Raw genomic sequence first — 16,054 nt, forward strand, 5'->3', positions numbered from 1 at the left:
GAGCACCGGTGCGGTTCGCGAACCGTTCCGTGCGACCGACTCAGCCCAGGTGGTCGACGAGCGCCGGCGCGATGCCGACGTAGGTCTGCGGCGTCATCGTGGCGAGGCGCTCCTCGACGTCGGCGGGCAGCCCGAGGCCGCGGACGAACTCGACGAGCTCCGGCTGCCCGATGCGCCGGCCGCGGGTCAGCTCCTTGAGCCGCTCGTAGGGCTCCTCCATGCCGGGGACGCCCTGGGCGCCGAGTGCCCGCATCGCCGACTGGATCGGCTCGCCGAGGACCTCCCAGTTGGCGTCGAGGTCGCGGGCCATCGCCTCGGGCACGGCGTCCAGGCCGGCGAGACCGCGGGTCGCGTTGTCGAGGGCGAGGAGCGAGTGGCCGAGGGCGACGCCGATGTTGCGCTGCATCGAGGAGTCGGTGAGGTCGCGCTGGAGGCGGGACTGCACGAGGGTCGAGGCGAGGACGTCGAGGAGAGCGTTGGAGACCTCGAGGTTGGCCTCGGCGTTCTCGAAGCGGATCGGGTTGACCTTGTGCGGCATCGTCGACGAGCCGACGGTGCCCTGGCCACGGACCTGGGCGAAGTAGCCCATCGAGATGTAGGTCCAGACGTCGGTGCACAGGTTGTGGAGCACCCGGTTGAAGCGGGCCACGTCGGCGTAGAGCTCGGCCTGCCAGTCGTGGCTCTCGATCTGGGTGGTGAGCGGGTTCCAGGTCAGGCCGAGTCCCTCGACGAAGGTCTCGCTGACCTCCTCCCAGTCCGCGTCAGGCACGGCGGCGACGTGGGCGCCGTAGGTACCGGTCGCACCGTTGAGCTTGCCCATGAACTCGGCGTCCTCGACCCGGAGCAGCTGTCGCTGGAGCCGCCAGGCGAGCACCGCGAGCTCCTTGCCGAGCGTGGAGGGCGTCGCCGGCTGGCCGTGCGTGTGCGACAGCAGCGGGACCGCGCGCAGGTCGGAGGCCATCGTCGACAGCGCCTCCACGAGGGCGGTCGCGCGGGGCAGCCACACCTGCTCGATCGCGCCCTGCACCATGAGGGCGTAGGAGAGGTTGTTGACGTCCTCGCTGGTGCAGCAGAAGTGGATGAGCTCGGCGAGGCCCGCGTCCTCGGCGGCCGGCGCGATCTCGGCGAGGCGCTTCTTGAGGAAGTACTCGACCGCCTTGACGTCGTGCTGCGTGACGCGCTCGGTCTCGGCCAGCTCGGCGATCTCGGCCGGACCGAAGTCGGCGACGAGGGCGCGCAGCCGGGCCTTCTCGTCGTCGGTGAGATGCCGGACGCCCGCCACGACCTCACGGTCGGTGAGGTGGATGAGCCACTCGACCTCGACGTGGATCCGCTGACGGTTGAGCGCCGGCTCGGACAGGTGGTCCACGAGCGGGGCGACCGCGCCCCGGTAGCGGCCGTCGAGGGCGCCGAGCGCGATGGCAGGGGTGACGTCAGCGAGGGAGCCCATGGCGGTCATTGTTTCACTGCCGCGCGCACGTGCTCGACGACGCCGGGCACCGCGGCCCGCACCTCGGCGTGGGTCCGCTCGAACGCGTCGTCGTCCCCCCACCACGGGTCGGCCATGTCGAGGTCGTCCGCGGCCGTCCCCGGGTCGAACGAGCGCAGCAGCCGGACCTTGGCCCGGTCCGTCTCGGTGGGGGCGAGGCGGAGCAGGGCTCGCTCGTGCCCCCGGTCGGCGGCGAGCACGAGGTCGAGGTCGGCGAACTCCCCGGAGTCGAAGTGCCGCGCGCGGTGCCGGTCCCACCCGGCGTCGATGTGGCCACCCCGGCGCATCACGGCGATGGTGCGCGGGTCCATGGGGTTGCCGCTCTGCTGGGCGGAGGTCCCGGCCGAGCTCACCTCCACGCGGTCGCCGAGGCCCGCGCTGTCGAGCGCCTCCCGCAGGAGCCACTCGCCCATGGGGGAGCGACAGATGTTGCCGGTGCAGACGACCACGATCCGGTATGCCGTCCGCCCGCCTCTCGTGGGTCCACTCATGTCCCGATCCTCACACGGGCTCGAGACGGCCTTGCGGGGCCCGGCGGGGCCGAGCAGCATGTGGCCATGAGCAGGGTGGTCGGCGACATCTCCATGTCCCTCGACGGCTTCGTCACCGGGCCCGAGCCGGACCTCGAGCACGGGCTCGGGCGCGACGCGGACCCCCTGCACGCCTGGGTGTGGTCCGGCGACCCCACCGACCGCGCCGTGCTGGAGGAGGCGACGGCCGACTCCGGGGCCGTGGTCATGGGCCGGACGCTCTTCGACGTCGTCGACGGCCCCCACGGCTGGACCGACGAGGTCGGCTACGGCGCCGACCGGGCCGCGAGGCCGCCGTTCTTCGTCGTGACGAGCAGCGAGCCCGCCTCCGTCCGCCTGGCGCCGACCCACGACTTCACCTTCGTCCTCGACGGCCCGGCTGCGGCGGTCGAGCAGGCGCGCACGGCAGCGGGGGAGCGGGACGTGTTCGTCATGGGCGGGGCCGCCGTCATCCGAGGGTGCCTCGAGGCCGGCCTGCTCGACGAGCTGCGCCTGCACCTCTCGCCGGTCGTCCTGGGCGGCGGGACGCCGCTCTTCGTCGGGGCGACCCGGCGGGTGCTCACCCAGCGGGACGTCCGGGTGTCACCGAACGCCACGCACCTCACCTACGCGGTGGGTGACTAGCGCTCAGTCGTCGTCCTCGGGCAGCACGACGCTGAGGAGCCACGAGACGATCGTGATGATGACGGCCCCCATGACGGCGTCCCAGAAGAACTCGTCGATGGTGAAGGCCAGCCCGAGGGGCTCGGCGATCCACTCGGTGATCTGCAGCATGAAGGCGTTGACGACGAACGTGAACAGGCCGAGCGTCAGCACGATGAACGGGAACGACAGCACCTTGGCGATCGGCCGGATGACGGCGTTGACGAGGCCGAAGAGGAGCGCGACGAGGACGATCGTCACGACCTTCTTGGTCCACTCGTCCTCGTCGCCGAAGCTGATGCCGGAGATCAGGCCGGCCGCCGCCCACAGGGCCACGGCATTGATGAGGACTCGGATCAGGAAGTTCTGCACGTCGTCATCGTCCCACGAGGGCGATGCCGTGGTGTGGAGGTACCCGAACCCCGCCCTACAGTGGCGAGCATGAGCGAGAGCACGCCCTCGACCCCCTCCACGCGCGTCCGCCTGCGGGACGCGCTCGACGCCGTACCGGCATACGTCGCGGGCAGACCGGCGGTCGCGCAGGCGGGGACGACGGCATACAAGGTCTCGTCCAACGAGAACCCGTACCCGCCGCTGCCGTCGGTCCTCGACGTGGTCCGCGAGCAGGCCGGACAGATCAACCGCTACCCCGACATGGGGGTCACCGTCCTCACCGAGGCGCTCGCGGAGCGTCTCGACGTCCCGGCCGCGCGGATCGCCACCGGCCCCGGCAGCGTCGGTGTCCTCGGGCAGATCATCACGGCGTTCTGCGACCCCGGCGACGAGGTCGTCTTCGCCTGGCGCTCGTTCGAGGCCTACCCGATCCTCGTCGCGCTCTCCGGCGCCACCGCCGTGAAGGTGCCCCTGACGAGCGAGGCCCGCCACGACCTCGACGCCATGGCCGACGCCGTCACCGAGCGGACCAAGGTCGTGCTCGTCTGCACCCCCAACAACCCGACCGGCCCGAGCGTGCGCCGCGACGAGCTCGAGGCCTTCCTCGACCGCGTGCCGCAGGACGTCCTCGTCGTGCTCGACGAGGCCTACCTCGAGTTCGTCACGAGCCAGGACGCCCCCGACGCCCTCGCCATCCACCGGGCCCGGCCCAACGTCGCCGTGCTGCGGACCTTCTCCAAGGCGTACGGTCTCGCCGGGCTGCGGGTCGGGTATGCCGTGGCGCACGAGCCCGTCGCCGAGGCCCTGCGCAAGGCGGCCATCCCGTTCGGGGTGAACTCCCTCGCGCAGGTGGCGGCCGTCGCCTCGCTGGAAGCGTTCGACGAGCTGGACGTCCGGGTCAAGGAGCTCGTGGCCGAGCGCGCCCGCGTCCTCGCCGCGCTCGCCGAGCAGGGCTGGGACGTGCCGGACACCGACGCCAACTTCGTCTGGCTGCCCGTGGGGGAGCGCACCCCCGATCTCGTCGCCGCGTGCGAGGCGGCGGGGCTCACGGTGCGCCCGTACGGCACCGACGGGGTTCGCGTGACCATTGCCGAGCCCGAGGCCAACGACCGCCTCCTCGCGGTGACCGCAGCCTTCCCGCACGGGCGGCTCCACCCCAAGGGGTGATTGCACAATTTCTTCGGCATAGGTCTGGCGGGTCGCGCCCGCACCGGTCACACTGACACGGCTGCCCGGAACCCATGGGTGGCGACTCGTGGACCCAAGGTGGTGTCCACGAAGGACCGAGAGGACACCACGTGACCCGACGCACTCTGCGCCGCAGCTTCACGACGGTTGCCGGAATCGCTGCCGCGGCCCTTGCCGTGACAGCCGCTGCGCCCCAGTCGGGTGCGGCTCCCGGAGACCGTGAGACCACCGTCGCGAAGGCGCCCACCGCGCAGTCGCAGAAGGACAAGGTCAAGAAGGCCAAGCCCGGCGACAAGCTGGGGCGCCACGACCGCGACCTGCTCGAGAAGGCCGTCACCGACAAGACCGCGCGCGTCGTGGTCATGATCGCGACCGCCAAGGGCCAGACCGCTGCGGCGGTCAAGGCCATCACGGCTGCCGGTGGATCCGTCGCCACGGTCAACGACAAGGTCGGCTACATCAGCGCGAGCATCCCGACCGGCAAGGTCGACGCCGTCGCCAAGAACGCCGCGATCGTCGCCGTCGACCTCAACGAGCGCATCGCGCTGCCGCGTCCCGACGTCGACGGCGCCTCCGGCGCCGAGGCGACCGGTGTCTCGGCTCCGGGTGCAGGCACCGCGGACGACAACCCCTTCATGCCCACGCGTGACACGGGGTCGATCGCCTTCAAGAAGGCCAACCCCACCTACGACGGCCGCGGGACCACCATCGGCGTCATCGACTCCGGTGTCGACCTCGACCACCCGGCGCTGCAGAAGACCTCGACCGGCGAGCGCAAGATCGTCGACTGGGTCACCGGCACCCACCCGCTCCTCGAGGGCGACGGCTCTTGGCGGGCGATGCTCACGACCGTCACGGGCCCGTCGTTCACGCTGAAGGACATCGGTACCTACACGGCACCCGAGGGGACGTACAAGTTCCAGCGCGTGGCCGAGAACATCTCGGCCGCGTCCGAGGCCAAGGGCGATTTCAACCGCGACGGTGACACCTCCGACCGCTGGGGAATCCTGTACGACGAGGCGACCAATGACATCTGGGTCGACGCCAACCAGGACATGACGTTCTCGGCCGACGAGAAGATGCGCCCCTACAAGGAGAAGTTCGACGTCGGGCACTTCGGTGTCGACAAGCCCGAGACGGACATTGCGGAGTCGATGCCGTTCGTCGTCGAGTTCCGCGAGGACGTCGACCTGACCGCGGCGGGCCTGCCCGGCCAGAAGGCCGACTTCGTCAACATCGGCGTCGTCGAGTCCGCGCACGGCACCCACGTCGCCGGCATCGCTGCTGCCAACTCGCTCTTCGGTGGCGAGATGGACGGCCAGGCGCCCGGCGCCAAGATCGTCTCCACCCGCGCCTGCTCCTGGGGCGGCGGCTGCACCGCGGTCGCGCTGACCGACGGCATGGTCGACCTCGTCGCCAACCGTGGCGTCGACGTCGTCAACATGTCCATCGGTGGCCTTCCGGCCCTCAACGACGGCAACAACGCCCGGGCCCGCCTCTACGACTCCCTCATCAAGGAGTACGGCGTCCAGATCGTCATCTCCGCAGGCAACAGCGGCCCCGGCATCAACTCGATCGGTGACCCGTCCGTGGCCACCGACGTCGTGTCCGTCGCCTCCTCAATCACCAAGGAGACGTGGAAGTCCAACTACGGCGCCGACGTGAGCTCGGACATCGCGCTGCACAACTACTCCTCGCGCGGCCCGCGTGAGGACGGCGGCTTCAAGCCCAATGTCATGGCCCCGGGCTCGGCGATCTCGTCGATCCCGACCTGGCAGCCCGGCGGCCCGGTTCCCGAGGCCGGCTACGGCCTGCCCCCGGGCTACGCGATGTTCAACGGAACGTCGATGGCCTCCCCGCAGACCGCAGGCGCCACGGCCCTGCTCATCTCGGCCGCCAAGGCGACCAACGTCAAGATCACGCCCCGTCAGATCCGCGACTCGCTCTACACGACCGCGGACTACAAGGCGAACATCGAGGCCATCGGCCAGGGTGCCGGCCTCGTCGACGTCCCCGGGGCGTGGACCCTGCTCAAGACGGCCCCCAAGTCGCAGGACTACACCGTCACGGCTCCCGTCTGCACCCCGCTCTCCGGCTTCCTCGCGACGCCGAACCAGGGCACGGGTCTCTACAACCGCTGTGACGCCGCCTCCGGTGGTCTCACGGCAGGTGTCGAGCAGAACGTCGTCGTGAAGTCGACCCGCACCTCCGGGGTCAAGGGCAACGTCAAGCACGCGCTGCGTCTCGTCGGCAACGACGGCACGTTCAGGCTTCCGGTGACCCAGCGTCCGCAGCCGCTCGGTGGCACGGTCGACATCCCGGTCAAGGTCAAGACCTCGACCCCGGGTGTCCACTCGGCGATCCTCGAGATCGACGACCCGGCCACCTCGGTCGTCGACAAGCGGGTCCTGCTCACCGTCGTCCTCGCCCAGGACCTCAAGGCGCCGTCCTTCGAGGCGTCGAAGACCGGCTCGGTGGAGCGCAACCTCTTCCAGAAGTTCTTCGTCTCCGTCCCGGCGGGCGCCAAGGCCCTCCAGGTCAACCTCGGCAAGTACGCCGACGGCTCGCAGGTCCGCTGGATCGCCTACAACCCGTACGGCAACCCGGTCGAGTCCACGTCGTCGCTGGTGTGCTTCACCAACTACAACGCCGGTGGTGGCTGCAACGCCACGTCGCGCAGCTACTCGAACCCGCTCCCGGGCATCTGGGAGCTCCAGGTCGAGGCGCGTCGCACCACCCCGACGATGGCCAACCCGTTCACGATCACCGCTGGTGCCCAGGGTGTCCTCGTGAACCCGGCCACCCAGACCGTCCCCACGGCCCAGGTCGGAGTCCCCGCCCCGGTGTCCTGGACGGTCACGAACCAGCTGGCACCCGTGACGATCGCGCCGAAGGGCGGGCCGCTCGGCTCGGCCGTCGCCGGTCGCAAGACGATCGCCAACCACGAGCTGCAGAAGTTCACGGTCACCATCCCCGCGGGTGCGACCAAGTTCGTGGCCAAGATCGGCAACCCGTCCGACCCGGCAGCCGACCTCGACCTCTTCGTCCGCAACGCGGCCGGCGCGGTCGTGGCCCAGCAGGCCGACGGTGACAGCGAGGAGGCCGTGACGATCAACGCCCCGGCCGCCGGGACGTACACGGTGGAGGTCGACGGGTACTCCATCCCGGCCGGCTCGAGCCAGTACGACTACCTCGACGTCTTCTACTCGGCTGGTCTCGGCACCCTCACGGTGCCGGCGACCACGACGGCACTCGCCACGGGTCAGTCGACGACGGTCACCGGTGCGATCACGGCGGCTGCCGTGGCCGTGCCCGGACGCCAGGTCTCCGGCGAGATGCAGGTCCTCTCGGAGCAGGGCGCACTGCTCGGCACCGGTGAGGTCCTCATCGGGACGGTCACCCCGTGACCTCGGTCTGACTCAACGCAGAGGGCCCCACGGCGACCAGTCGCCGTGGGGCCCTTCGCTGTCGACGGGGGCGGGTGTCAGCCGGTGGGGGTCATCGTGAGGACCTCGAGCACCGGGCCCTGCTGGCAGGTACTCGCCCAGTCGAGCCGCTTCACTCCGCTCACGGTGACGCGCGTCCCGTCCGGGACGGTGATCGCGCCGGTGAGCACGAACGTGCCCTCGTCGGTCTGGAGCACCCGGCACCCCGCCTCGACCCCGGCGGTCACGAGGCCGGTGACGCTCACCAGTGCCTCGGATCCTTGGGTGGGGGCCGACGGCACGGGGGTGAGGTCCTCGATGACGTCGACCTGCGCAGCCTTCGTGACGTGGAAGGGCAGGGCCTGCGGGCACCGGGGGTCGAGCGTGTCGATCGCGACCCCGTCGATCTCGTATGCCGTCCCCGCGAGCAGGCCGCGCGTCTCGCCGACGAGGACCCACTGGTGGGCGTCGCGGTCGCTCGTGAAGACCACGCAGCCGCCCTCGATGCTCGTCACCCGTCCGGTCATGCTCGTCGGCCGGGCGCGCCCGCTCGGCGGCATGGCGGTCGACCCGGAGCCCGACCCGGAGCTCGACCCGGAGCCGGACGGAGAGCCGGACGGCGTGGGGGTGCTGGAGGACGAGGGCATCCTCGAGGGTCCCACGTCCGCGCCGCCCCCGGACCCCTCCGAGCCGCACGCGGTGAGGAGGGCGGCAGCGCACAGCGCGCCCACGGCATACGCGCTGGTGATCTGGCCACGGACGGTCGGCATGGTCATGAACCTACGACGCGAGCGCGCGCCCACGCGTTCCGTGACCGGCGCGTTTGGGAGGGATCGCCACCCTCGCGGTACGTTGTGCCCAGCAGGCTTGGTGACTCGTCCCACACCCCGGGACGGCTCCCAGACACCGCCGTCCGGGCCGCGCGCGCACGAGCGTGTGGAGCCGGCGGCCCGAGCCGGGCATCCCGCCACGAACGGGTGCCCCAGGGAACAGGAGTGCCCGTGAGCGACACCGACGTCGCTGCAACCCCGCCGGTCGGCGGAGTGGACCACCACGTCTCGGTGGACCCCGCGGTTGCAGTGCCCGAGCCCCGAGCGGCCGCCGACGGCGGACCCGACATGGTCCAGCTGCTCACCCCCGAGGGGGAGCGCGTCCCGAACGCCGAGTACGACGAGATCGTCGCGGCGCTGAGCAACGAGGACCTGCGCGGGTTGTACCGCGACCTCGTCCTCATCCGGCGCTTCGACCTCGAGGCGACCTCGCTGCAGCGGCAGGGTGAGCTGGGCCTCTGGGTCTCGCTCCTCGGCCAGGAGGCCGCGCAGATCGGCTGCGGCCGCGCGCTGCGCCCGCAGGACCACGCCTTCCCCGGTTACCGCGAGCACGGCATCGCCTGGACCCGGGGCATCGACCCGATGCGGATCATCGCGATGTACCGCGGTGTCGACAAGGGCGCGTGGAACCCGGACGAGCACCACTTCCACGGCTACACGATCGTCATCGGCAACCAGGTCCTCATGGGCACCGGCTATGCCATGGGCGTCCAGCGGGACGGTGCGGTCGGCACCGACGACCCCGAGCGCGACACCGCCGTCGTCGCCTTCATGGGCGACGGTGCGACCGCGCAGGGTGACGTCAACGAGGGCTTCGTCTTCGCCGGCGTCTACAACAGCCCGATCGTCTTCTTCTGCCAGAACAACCAGTGGGCCATCAGCGAGCCCAACGAGCGCCAGACCCGGGTGCCGATCTACAAGCGCGCCGACGGCTTCGGCTTCCCCGGCGTGCGCGTCGACGGCAACGACGTCCTCGCCGTGTATGCCGTGACGACCCAGATGCTCGACCGCGCCCGCTCCGGCCAGGGTCCCTCGCTCATCGAGGCCTTCACCTACCGGATGGCCGCCCACACGACCTCCGACGACCCGACGAAGTACCGCGTGTCCGCGGAGGTCGAGGTGTGGAAGCTGCGCGACCCGGTGGCCCGCTACAAGCGCTGGCTCATGAGCGAGGGCATCGCCGACACGGCGTTCTTCGAGGCGGTCGAGTCCGAGGCGGACGAGCTCGCGGCCCACGTCCGCACCGCCACGGTGACGATGCCCGACCCCGACGTCGACGACATCTTCGACCAGGTCTACGTCGAGCCGCACCAGCAGGTCGAGGACGACAAGGCCGCCTTCCACGCGTACCAGGACACGTTCGAGGAGGTGCAGGCATGACCGCGTCGAAGACGACGATCGCCAAGGCCCTCAACGCCGGGCTGCGCAAGGCGATGGAGCGCGACCCCAAGGTGATCATCCAGGGCGAGGACATCGGCAAGCTCGGCGGTGTATTCCGCATCACCGAGCACCTCCAGAAGGACTTCGGGGAGGACCGGGTCATCGACACCCCGCTCGCGGAGTCCGGGATCATGGGCACCGCCATCGGCCTCGCCCTGCGCGGCTACCGCCCGGTCGTCGAGATCCAGTTCGACGGGTTCGTCTACCCCGCGTTCGACCAGATCGTCTCCCAGCTCGCCAAGCTGCACTCGCGCTCGCGCGGCGCGATCCGGGTCCCGGTGGTCGTGCGCATCCCCATGGGTGGCGGCATCGGCGCGGTGGAGCACCACAGCGAGTCGAACGAGGCCTACTTCGCGCACACGCTCGGGCTCAAGGTCGTCTTCTGCTCCAACCCCGAGGACGCCTACTGGATGATCCAGCAGGCCATCGAGTGCGACGACCCGGTGATCTTCTACGAGCCCAAGCGCCGCTACCACGAGAAGGGCGAGGTCGACCTCGACGCCACCGCGGCGCCGCGCGACCTCTTCTCGGCGCACGTCGTGCGCGAGGGCACCGACGTCACCCTGGCCTGCTGGGGCCCGATGGTCCGGACCTGCCTCGACGCGGCCGCGGCCGCGGCGGAGGAGGGCCACTCGCTCGAGGTCATCGACCTGCGCTCGGTCAGCCCGATCGACATCGACGCGATCACGACCTCGGTGGCCAGGACCGGCCGGCTCGTCGTCGTCCAGGAGGCGCCGTCGTTCGTCAGCGTCGGCTCCGAGATCGCGGCCCTGGTCACCGAGCGCTGCTTCTACCAGCTGGAGGCGCCGGTCATCCGGGTCGCCGGCTGGAACACGCCCTACCCGGCGAGCAAGCTCGAGGAGCACTACCTGCCCGACCTCGACCGCGTGCTCGACGGTGTCGACCGCGCCCTGTCCCACTGAGCCCTGACCTCCCGAGGAGACGCAACGCATGGGTGTGAAGCACTTCAACCTTCCGGACCCCGGTGAGGGGCTGCTCGAGGCCGAGATCGTCGAGTGGAAGGTCGCCGTCGGCGACACGGTGAAGATCAACGACATCGTCGTCGAGATCGAGACCGCCAAGTCCCTCGTCGAGCTGCCCATCCCGTGGGCCGGCACCGTGTCCGGGCTCCTCGTGAACGTCGGCGACGAGGTGGAGGTCGGCACGCCGATCATCGCCATCGACGACGGCCTCGGTGGAGAGGCCGCGAGCGGAGGGCCGAGTGCCCAGGCGGCCATGGAGGTCGACCCCGACAACGCCGCGGCGGCGCAGCCCGACGTCGCCGAGGAGGAGCCGGTCAAGACGCTCGTCGGCTACGGCCCCAAGGCGAGCGGGACGACCCGCCGCGCCCGCAAGGCCCCCGCCCCTGCCCCGGCCTCCCCTGCCCCGGCCTCCCTTGCGTCCGCAGAGGTGGTCGAGAAGCCGGCCAAGGTTGCGGACGCAGCGGCTCCGGCGCCGCGTGCGTCCGCAGAGGTGGTCGAGAAGCCGGCCAAGGTTGCGGACGCAAGCCCCGAGGCAAGGGGCGGCGCGGTGCTCGCCAAGCCGCCGGTGCGCAAGCTCGCCAAGGACCTCGGCGTCGACCTCGCCTCCGTCCCCGCGTCCGGTGACGGCGGCGTCGTCACCCGCGCCGACGTCGAGTCGTATGCCGCAGGCACACCCTCGGCTCCCGGCTCGACCTCCGCTCCGGCCGGGATCGGCTCCGGCGCACCGGCATACGGTCCGTTCGGGTCCGGTGAGCGCGAAGTCCGCGTGCCGATCAAGGGCGTGCGCAAGATGATGGCCCAGGCCATGGTGGACAGCGCGTTCACCGCGCCGCACGTCACCGAGTGGGTCACCGTCGACGTCACCGCGACGATGGACCTCGTCGCGAGGCTCAAGCGCGACAGGGAGTTCAAGGACGTCAAGGTCACGCCGCTGCTCATCCTCGCCAAGGCGATGATCCTCGCCGCCCGTCGCAACCCCGGAATCAACGCGTCGTGGGACGAGCAGGCGCAGGAGATCGTCCTCAAGAGCTACGTCAACCTCGGCATCGCCGCCGCGACCCCGCGCGGGCTCGTCGTCCCGAACATCAAGGACGCCGACCGGCTCTCGATGCGCGAGCTCGCCGAGGCGATCGGTGCGCTCACCGCCACCGCGCGCGAGGGTCGCACGCAGCCCGCCGAGATGTCCGGCGGCACGGTGACGATCACCAACATCGGCGTGTTCGGCATCGACGCGGGCACTCCGATCCTCAACCCGGGGGAGGCGGCGATCCTCGCGTTCGGGACGATCAACCGGCGCCCGTGGGTCGTCACCGACGAGGACGGCACGGAGCGGATCGAGCCCAGGTCGGTGACGACGCTGGCGCTGAGCTTCGACCACCGTCTCGTCGACGGCGAGCTCGGGTCGCGCTACCTCGCCGACGTCGCCGCGATCCTCGGCGACCCGTCGCGCGGCCTCGTCTGGGGCTGACCCCACCAGCACCACCTTTCCCGCCTGAGGCGGGAAAGGGGACGTCCCCCCGGAGCCGTTCGCCGGGGGGACGTCCCTGTTCCGGTGGCGTGCGAGAGTGAGCCGTGCTCTCGACGTACCGGCCCCTGTTCGCGGTCCCCGGGGCCCGGCGGTTCGTCGCGGCGAGCGCCCTGTCGCGGGTCGGCGGCGCGATGTTCGGCGTCGCGATCATCGTCATGATCTCGACCCGACGGGACTCCTACGGGCTCGCCGGTGCGGTGTCCGCCGGCGGGATCGTCGTGCTCGCCGTCGCCGGCCCGGTCATCGGGCGCCTCGTCGACAAGCGCGGCCAGCGCCGCGCCTCGATGCCCTTCGTGCTCGGGACGTTCGTGGCCGGGATGGTCACCGTGGTGCTGTCCGCGGTCGGCGCCCCCGCGTGGACGCTCTTCGTCGGGTATGCCGTCTCGGCCTTCCTCCCCGAGATGGGGCCGATGTCGCGCGCCCGGTGGGCCCACCTGCTGAGGGACGAGCCGGACGCCCTGCACGCGGCCATGTCACTCGAGCAGGTGGTCGAGGAGGGGGCGTTCGTCCTGGGACCGGTGCTCGGGGTGCTCGCCGCGACGACCCTCTTCCACGAGGCCGGGCTGCTGCTGGCCTACGTCGTGTTCACGGCCGGGGCCGTGCTCTTCCTCGCCGAGCGCCGCTCGGAGCCACCGGTGGTGCCGCACGACGAGAGGCCGCACGGCCTGGCGATCCAGCGCCCGGGGGTCGCGGCGGTCGGAGCCGCCCTGTTCATGGTCGGGGTCGTCTTCGGCGGCAACGAGGTGGTCGCCGTCGCGGTGGCGGAGGAGGCGGGCAGCACCGGGATGAGCTCGGTCATCCTCGGCGCCTTCGCGCTGGGCTCGGCCCTGTCCGCGGTCGTCTTCGGCACCCGCACCTTCAGCGGCTCCATCGCCCGACGGTTCGTCTGGTGCGCCCTCGCGATGTTCCTCCTCGAGGCGCCCGTGCTGCTCATCGACAGCCTCTGGGGGCTCACGGTGATGATGTTCGTCGCGGGCTCGGCGACCGCGCCGACGCTCATCACCGGCATCACCCTGGTGCAGCACCTCGTGCCGCGGGCCTTCATCACCGAGGGCATGGCGGTCGCGATCACCGGACTGCTCATCGGGCTCGCGTCGGGAACGGCGCTCAGCGGCATCCTCGTCGACTCGTGGGGCGCCCACGAGACCTACGCCCTCCCGGTGGCCGCCGCGCTGGCCGCGGCCCTCATCGCCGCGGCCTGGGGCCGCCGGATCGCCCGCTCGGTCACCGTCCCCTCCCGTGCCTGACTCGCCAATTCCTCCCGTGCGGTACGCGACACACCCGGCGTGTCCGTACCGGAGGGGAGGAATTGGCGAGTTGGGCGCAGGGCCGCGCAGGCGAGCTCAGTGCGTTGGGGTCGCCCCCGCGCCCGCGCCGGCGTCGGCTTCGGCGTCGGCGTCGGCGCGCTCCTGGTAGGCCGAGCCCTTGCGGAGCTCGACCTCCGGCAGGAACCAGATGATGACGAGCCCGAGGACCATGACGGCGGCCCCGACGAGGAACACGTGGTCCATCGCCTCGGAGAAGCCGATGAGGAACGGCTTGGCCAGGCGCTCGTCGAGGGTGGTGAGGAACGAGCTGTCCTGCAGCACCCCGCTGGACTGTGCGGCCCCACCGCTCGACTGGGACGCGGCGAACTGCCTGGCGAACTCGGCGTTCGCCGGGTCGCGCAGGGCGTCCTGGAAGTCGGGCGTCGGGGCGACGGTCCGCATGGCGCCGGTGATCTTCTCCGGGACGAGGGAGAAGAGGATCGACAGGAAGACCGCGGTGCCGATGGTGCCGCCGATCTGGCGGGTGAACGTCGCGGTCGAGGTCGCGACCCCGATCTGCTGCGGCGGGACGGCGTTCTGGACGGCGAGGGTGAGCGGCTGGAAGTTGAACCCCAGGCCGAGCCCGAAGAACACCATGACGATCATCGTCTGCCACAGCGGGGTGTCGAACTCGATGTAGTGGAAGACGAACAGCGAGACGGTGAGCAGCGCGACGCCGACGATCGGGAACCAGCGGTAGCGGCCGGTGCGGCTGATGACCTGGCCCGAGATGATCGAGCCCGACATGATGCCGAGGGTCATCGGGACGAGCTGCAGGCCGGCCTCGGTCGGGGTTGCACCCTTGACGATCTGGAGGTAGAGCGGAAGCGACGCAAGCCCGCCGAACATCGCGATGCCGATGAGGATCGAGGCCGCCGACGAGACGCCGACGGTGCGGTTGCGGAACATCGCGAGCGGCAGGATCGCCTCCTCGCCCATCCGCGCCTCCTGCCAGAAGAACAACGCGGCCGCGACGAGGCCGACGGCGTAGCAGGCGATGGCGTTCGTCGAGCCCCAGCCCCACTCGCGCCCCTGCTCCGCGACGAGGAGCAGCGGCACGAGGGAGGCCGAGAGCAGCGCGGCGCCGGTCCAGTCGATGCGGTGGTCGAGGCGGGTGTGGCGGAGGTGGAGCGTCTTGCTCACGAGGAGGAGGGCGCCGATGCCGATCGGGACGTTGACGAGGAAGACCCAGCGCCAGCCGGTGATGCCGAGGATGTCGTCGGAGCCGGCGAGGAAGCCTCCGACGACCGGGCCGAGCACCGACGAGGTGCCGAAGACCGCGAGGAAGTAGCCCTGGTACTTGGCGCGCTCGCGTGGCGGCACGATGTCGCCGACGATGGCGAGCGCGAGCGAGAAGAGACCGCCGGCGCCGAGCCCCTGCACCGCACGGAAGGCGGCGAGCTCGAGCATCGAGGTCGAGAAGGTGCAGAGGACCGACCCGATGACGAAGATCGTGATGGCCGTGGTGAAGAACTTCTTGCGGCCGTAGATGTCGGAGAGCTTGCCGTAGAGCGGCGTGACGATCGTCGACGTGATGAGGTATGCCGTCGTCGCCCAGGCCTGGTGCTCGAGGCCCTTGAGGTCGTCGGCGATGGTGCGGATCGCGGTGGCGACGATGGTCTGGTCGAGGGCGGCGAGGAACATCCCGGACATGAGCCCGACGAGGATCGTGACGATCTGACGGTGGGTCAGCGGCTGGTCGGTGGTGGCGGTCATGCGAGGTCCTTGGCGTTGAGGAGGGGGTGGGCCGCGACGTCGTCGGCGAAGCGCTGCAGGAGGCGGTCGAAGTCGGCGAGGTCGGCGTCGTCCCAGTCGGCGGTGACCTCGGCGAGCCACGCGTTGCGGCGCTCCCGGATGGCGACGAGCAGGTCGCGTCCGGGCTCGGTGAGCGTGAGGACGTGGGCCCGGCCGTCGGAGGGGTCGGGGAGGCGCTCGACGAGGCCCTGGGCGACGAGGTGGCTCACCTGCCGGCTCACGGTCGACACGTCGAGGTGGATGGCGGCGGCGATGTCCGAGACCCGGCGCGGCTCCTCACGCAGGTTGAACATCAGCGGGTAGCCCATGGGGTCGACGTCGGGGTGGACGCGCGGGGCGCGCTGTCTCACCGCGGCCATGATCTTCATCGCGCGGACGAGGGCGTCACCGAACGCCACCCGGGCGTCCGACGGGTCTGTTGCTTGCGGCATACAAGCAAGTCTCACTCCCCGCGGGCCCCTCGTGCAACTCTCACCGCGGGGACAGGGCAGGGGCCGGGGACAGGCGGGCCGGGGACAGGCGGGCCGGGGGCAGGGGGCCGGGG

General features: G+C 71.1%; 13 protein-coding genes. 7 read left to right on the forward strand and 6 right to left on the reverse strand.

Annotated features, from left to right (window positions below; genetic code table 11):
- Positions 1-40 precede the first annotated feature (40 nt).
- Together purB and N801_RS13910 are read right to left on the reverse strand one after the other, a co-directional pair.
- Positions 41-1,450, reverse strand: coding sequence for an adenylosuccinate lyase (gene purB, locus N801_RS13905; protein ID WP_035938945.1), 1,410 nt, complete (start codon positions 1,448-1,450; stop codon positions 41-43).
- 5 nt (positions 1,451-1,455) lie between these two features.
- Entirely contained in the window at positions 1,456-1,980 is a 525-nt protein-coding gene (locus tag N801_RS13910; protein WP_035938968.1) for a low molecular weight protein-tyrosine-phosphatase, read from the reverse strand.
- A gap of 66 nt (positions 1,981-2,046) precedes the next feature.
- Between N801_RS13910 and N801_RS13915 the strand changes: the two genes are divergently transcribed.
- The gene (locus N801_RS13915) at positions 2,047-2,643 is read left to right on the forward strand and encodes a dihydrofolate reductase family protein (RefSeq protein WP_035938971.1); all 597 of its coding nucleotides are present in this window, start codon (positions 2,047-2,049) and stop codon (positions 2,641-2,643) included.
- 3 nt (positions 2,644-2,646) lie between these two features.
- Here the strand turns inward: N801_RS13915 and N801_RS13920 are convergent, their stop codons facing one another.
- Entirely contained in the window at positions 2,647-3,033 is a 387-nt protein-coding gene (locus N801_RS13920; RefSeq protein WP_035938946.1) for a phage holin family protein, read from the reverse strand.
- A gap of 69 nt (positions 3,034-3,102) precedes the next feature.
- Here N801_RS13920 and hisC point away from each other — a divergent pair, with 69 nt between their 5' ends.
- Both hisC and N801_RS13930 read left to right on the forward strand, forming a co-directional pair.
- Positions 3,103-4,221: a histidinol-phosphate transaminase gene (gene hisC, locus N801_RS13925; protein WP_035938948.1), complete on the forward strand. Its 1,119-nt coding sequence runs from the start codon at positions 3,103-3,105 to the stop codon at positions 4,219-4,221.
- A gap of 131 nt (positions 4,222-4,352) precedes the next feature.
- A complete protein-coding gene (locus tag N801_RS13930) occupies positions 4,353-7,649 on the forward strand; it encodes a S8 family serine peptidase (protein WP_035938950.1) in 3,297 nt (1,098 codons plus the stop codon).
- A gap of 77 nt (positions 7,650-7,726) precedes the next feature.
- On the opposite strand, the gene N801_RS19855 is transcribed toward N801_RS13930, so the two are convergent.
- Positions 7,727-8,437 carry a hypothetical protein gene (locus N801_RS19855; RefSeq protein WP_156996780.1) on the reverse strand — a complete coding sequence of 237 codons (711 nt, stop codon included), beginning with the start codon at positions 8,435-8,437 and terminating at the stop codon, positions 7,727-7,729.
- 231 nt (positions 8,438-8,668) lie between these two features.
- Here N801_RS19855 and pdhA point away from each other — a divergent pair, with 231 nt between their 5' ends.
- The 4 genes from pdhA (at position 8,669) to N801_RS13955 (ending at position 13,695) form a co-directional block, all read left to right on the forward strand.
- Positions 8,669-9,877: a pyruvate dehydrogenase (acetyl-transferring) E1 component subunit alpha gene (gene pdhA, locus N801_RS13940; protein WP_439330539.1), complete on the forward strand. Its 1,209-nt coding sequence runs from the start codon at positions 8,669-8,671 to the stop codon at positions 9,875-9,877.
- Positions 9,874-10,860, forward strand: a complete 987-nt coding sequence (locus tag N801_RS13945; RefSeq protein WP_035938954.1) for an alpha-ketoacid dehydrogenase subunit beta — start codon at positions 9,874-9,876, stop codon at positions 10,858-10,860. The genes pdhA and N801_RS13945 overlap by 4 nt, the downstream gene beginning before the upstream one ends.
- Positions 10,861-10,888: 28 nt before the next feature.
- Positions 10,889-12,388 carry a dihydrolipoamide acetyltransferase family protein gene (locus N801_RS13950; protein ID WP_035938956.1) on the forward strand — a complete coding sequence of 500 codons (1,500 nt, stop codon included), beginning with the start codon at positions 10,889-10,891 and terminating at the stop codon, positions 12,386-12,388.
- Between the two features lie 104 nt (positions 12,389-12,492).
- A complete protein-coding gene (locus N801_RS13955; protein ID WP_052113042.1) occupies positions 12,493-13,695 on the forward strand; it encodes an MFS transporter in 1,203 nt (400 codons plus the stop codon).
- 96 nt (positions 13,696-13,791) lie between these two features.
- Here the strand turns inward: N801_RS13955 and N801_RS13960 are convergent, their stop codons facing one another.
- Together N801_RS13960 and N801_RS13965 are read right to left on the reverse strand one after the other, a co-directional pair.
- Positions 13,792-15,471, reverse strand: coding sequence for an MDR family MFS transporter (locus tag N801_RS13960; protein ID WP_035938959.1), 1,680 nt, complete (start codon positions 15,469-15,471; stop codon positions 13,792-13,794).
- Positions 15,468-15,941: a MarR family winged helix-turn-helix transcriptional regulator gene (locus N801_RS13965; protein WP_084108966.1), complete on the reverse strand. Its 474-nt coding sequence runs from the start codon at positions 15,939-15,941 to the stop codon at positions 15,468-15,470. The genes N801_RS13960 and N801_RS13965 overlap by 4 nt, the downstream gene beginning before the upstream one ends.
- Positions 15,942-16,054 lie beyond the last annotated feature (113 nt).

The organism is Knoellia aerolata DSM 18566 (assembly GCF_000768695.1).
Taxonomy (GTDB): domain Bacteria; phylum Actinomycetota; class Actinomycetes; order Actinomycetales; family Dermatophilaceae; genus Knoellia; species Knoellia aerolata.

Bases quoted from the DNA above. Each gene is read 5' to 3' on its own strand.
- purB (WP_035938945.1), bottom strand. From the start codon at position 1,450: ATGGGCTCCCTCGCTGACGTCACCCCTGCCATCGCGCTCGGCGCCCTC.
- N801_RS13910 (WP_035938968.1), bottom strand. From the start codon at position 1,980: ATGAGTGGACCCACGAGAGGCGGGCGGACGGCATACCGGATCGTGGTC.
- N801_RS13915 (WP_035938971.1), top strand. From the start codon at position 2,047: ATGAGCAGGGTGGTCGGCGACATCTCCATGTCCCTCGACGGCTTCGTC.
- hisC (WP_035938948.1), top strand. From the start codon at position 3,103: ATGAGCGAGAGCACGCCCTCGACCCCCTCCACGCGCGTCCGCCTGCGG.
- N801_RS19855 (WP_156996780.1), bottom strand. From the start codon at position 8,437: ATGCCGACCGTCCGTGGCCAGATCACCAGCGCGTATGCCGTGGGCGCG.
- N801_RS13945 (WP_035938954.1), top strand. From the start codon at position 9,874: ATGACCGCGTCGAAGACGACGATCGCCAAGGCCCTCAACGCCGGGCTG.
- N801_RS13950 (WP_035938956.1), top strand. From the start codon at position 10,889: ATGGGTGTGAAGCACTTCAACCTTCCGGACCCCGGTGAGGGGCTGCTC.
- N801_RS13960 (WP_035938959.1), bottom strand. From the start codon at position 15,471: ATGACCGCCACCACCGACCAGCCGCTGACCCACCGTCAGATCGTCACG.
- N801_RS13965 (WP_084108966.1), bottom strand. From the start codon at position 15,941: ATGCCGCAAGCAACAGACCCGTCGGACGCCCGGGTGGCGTTCGGTGAC.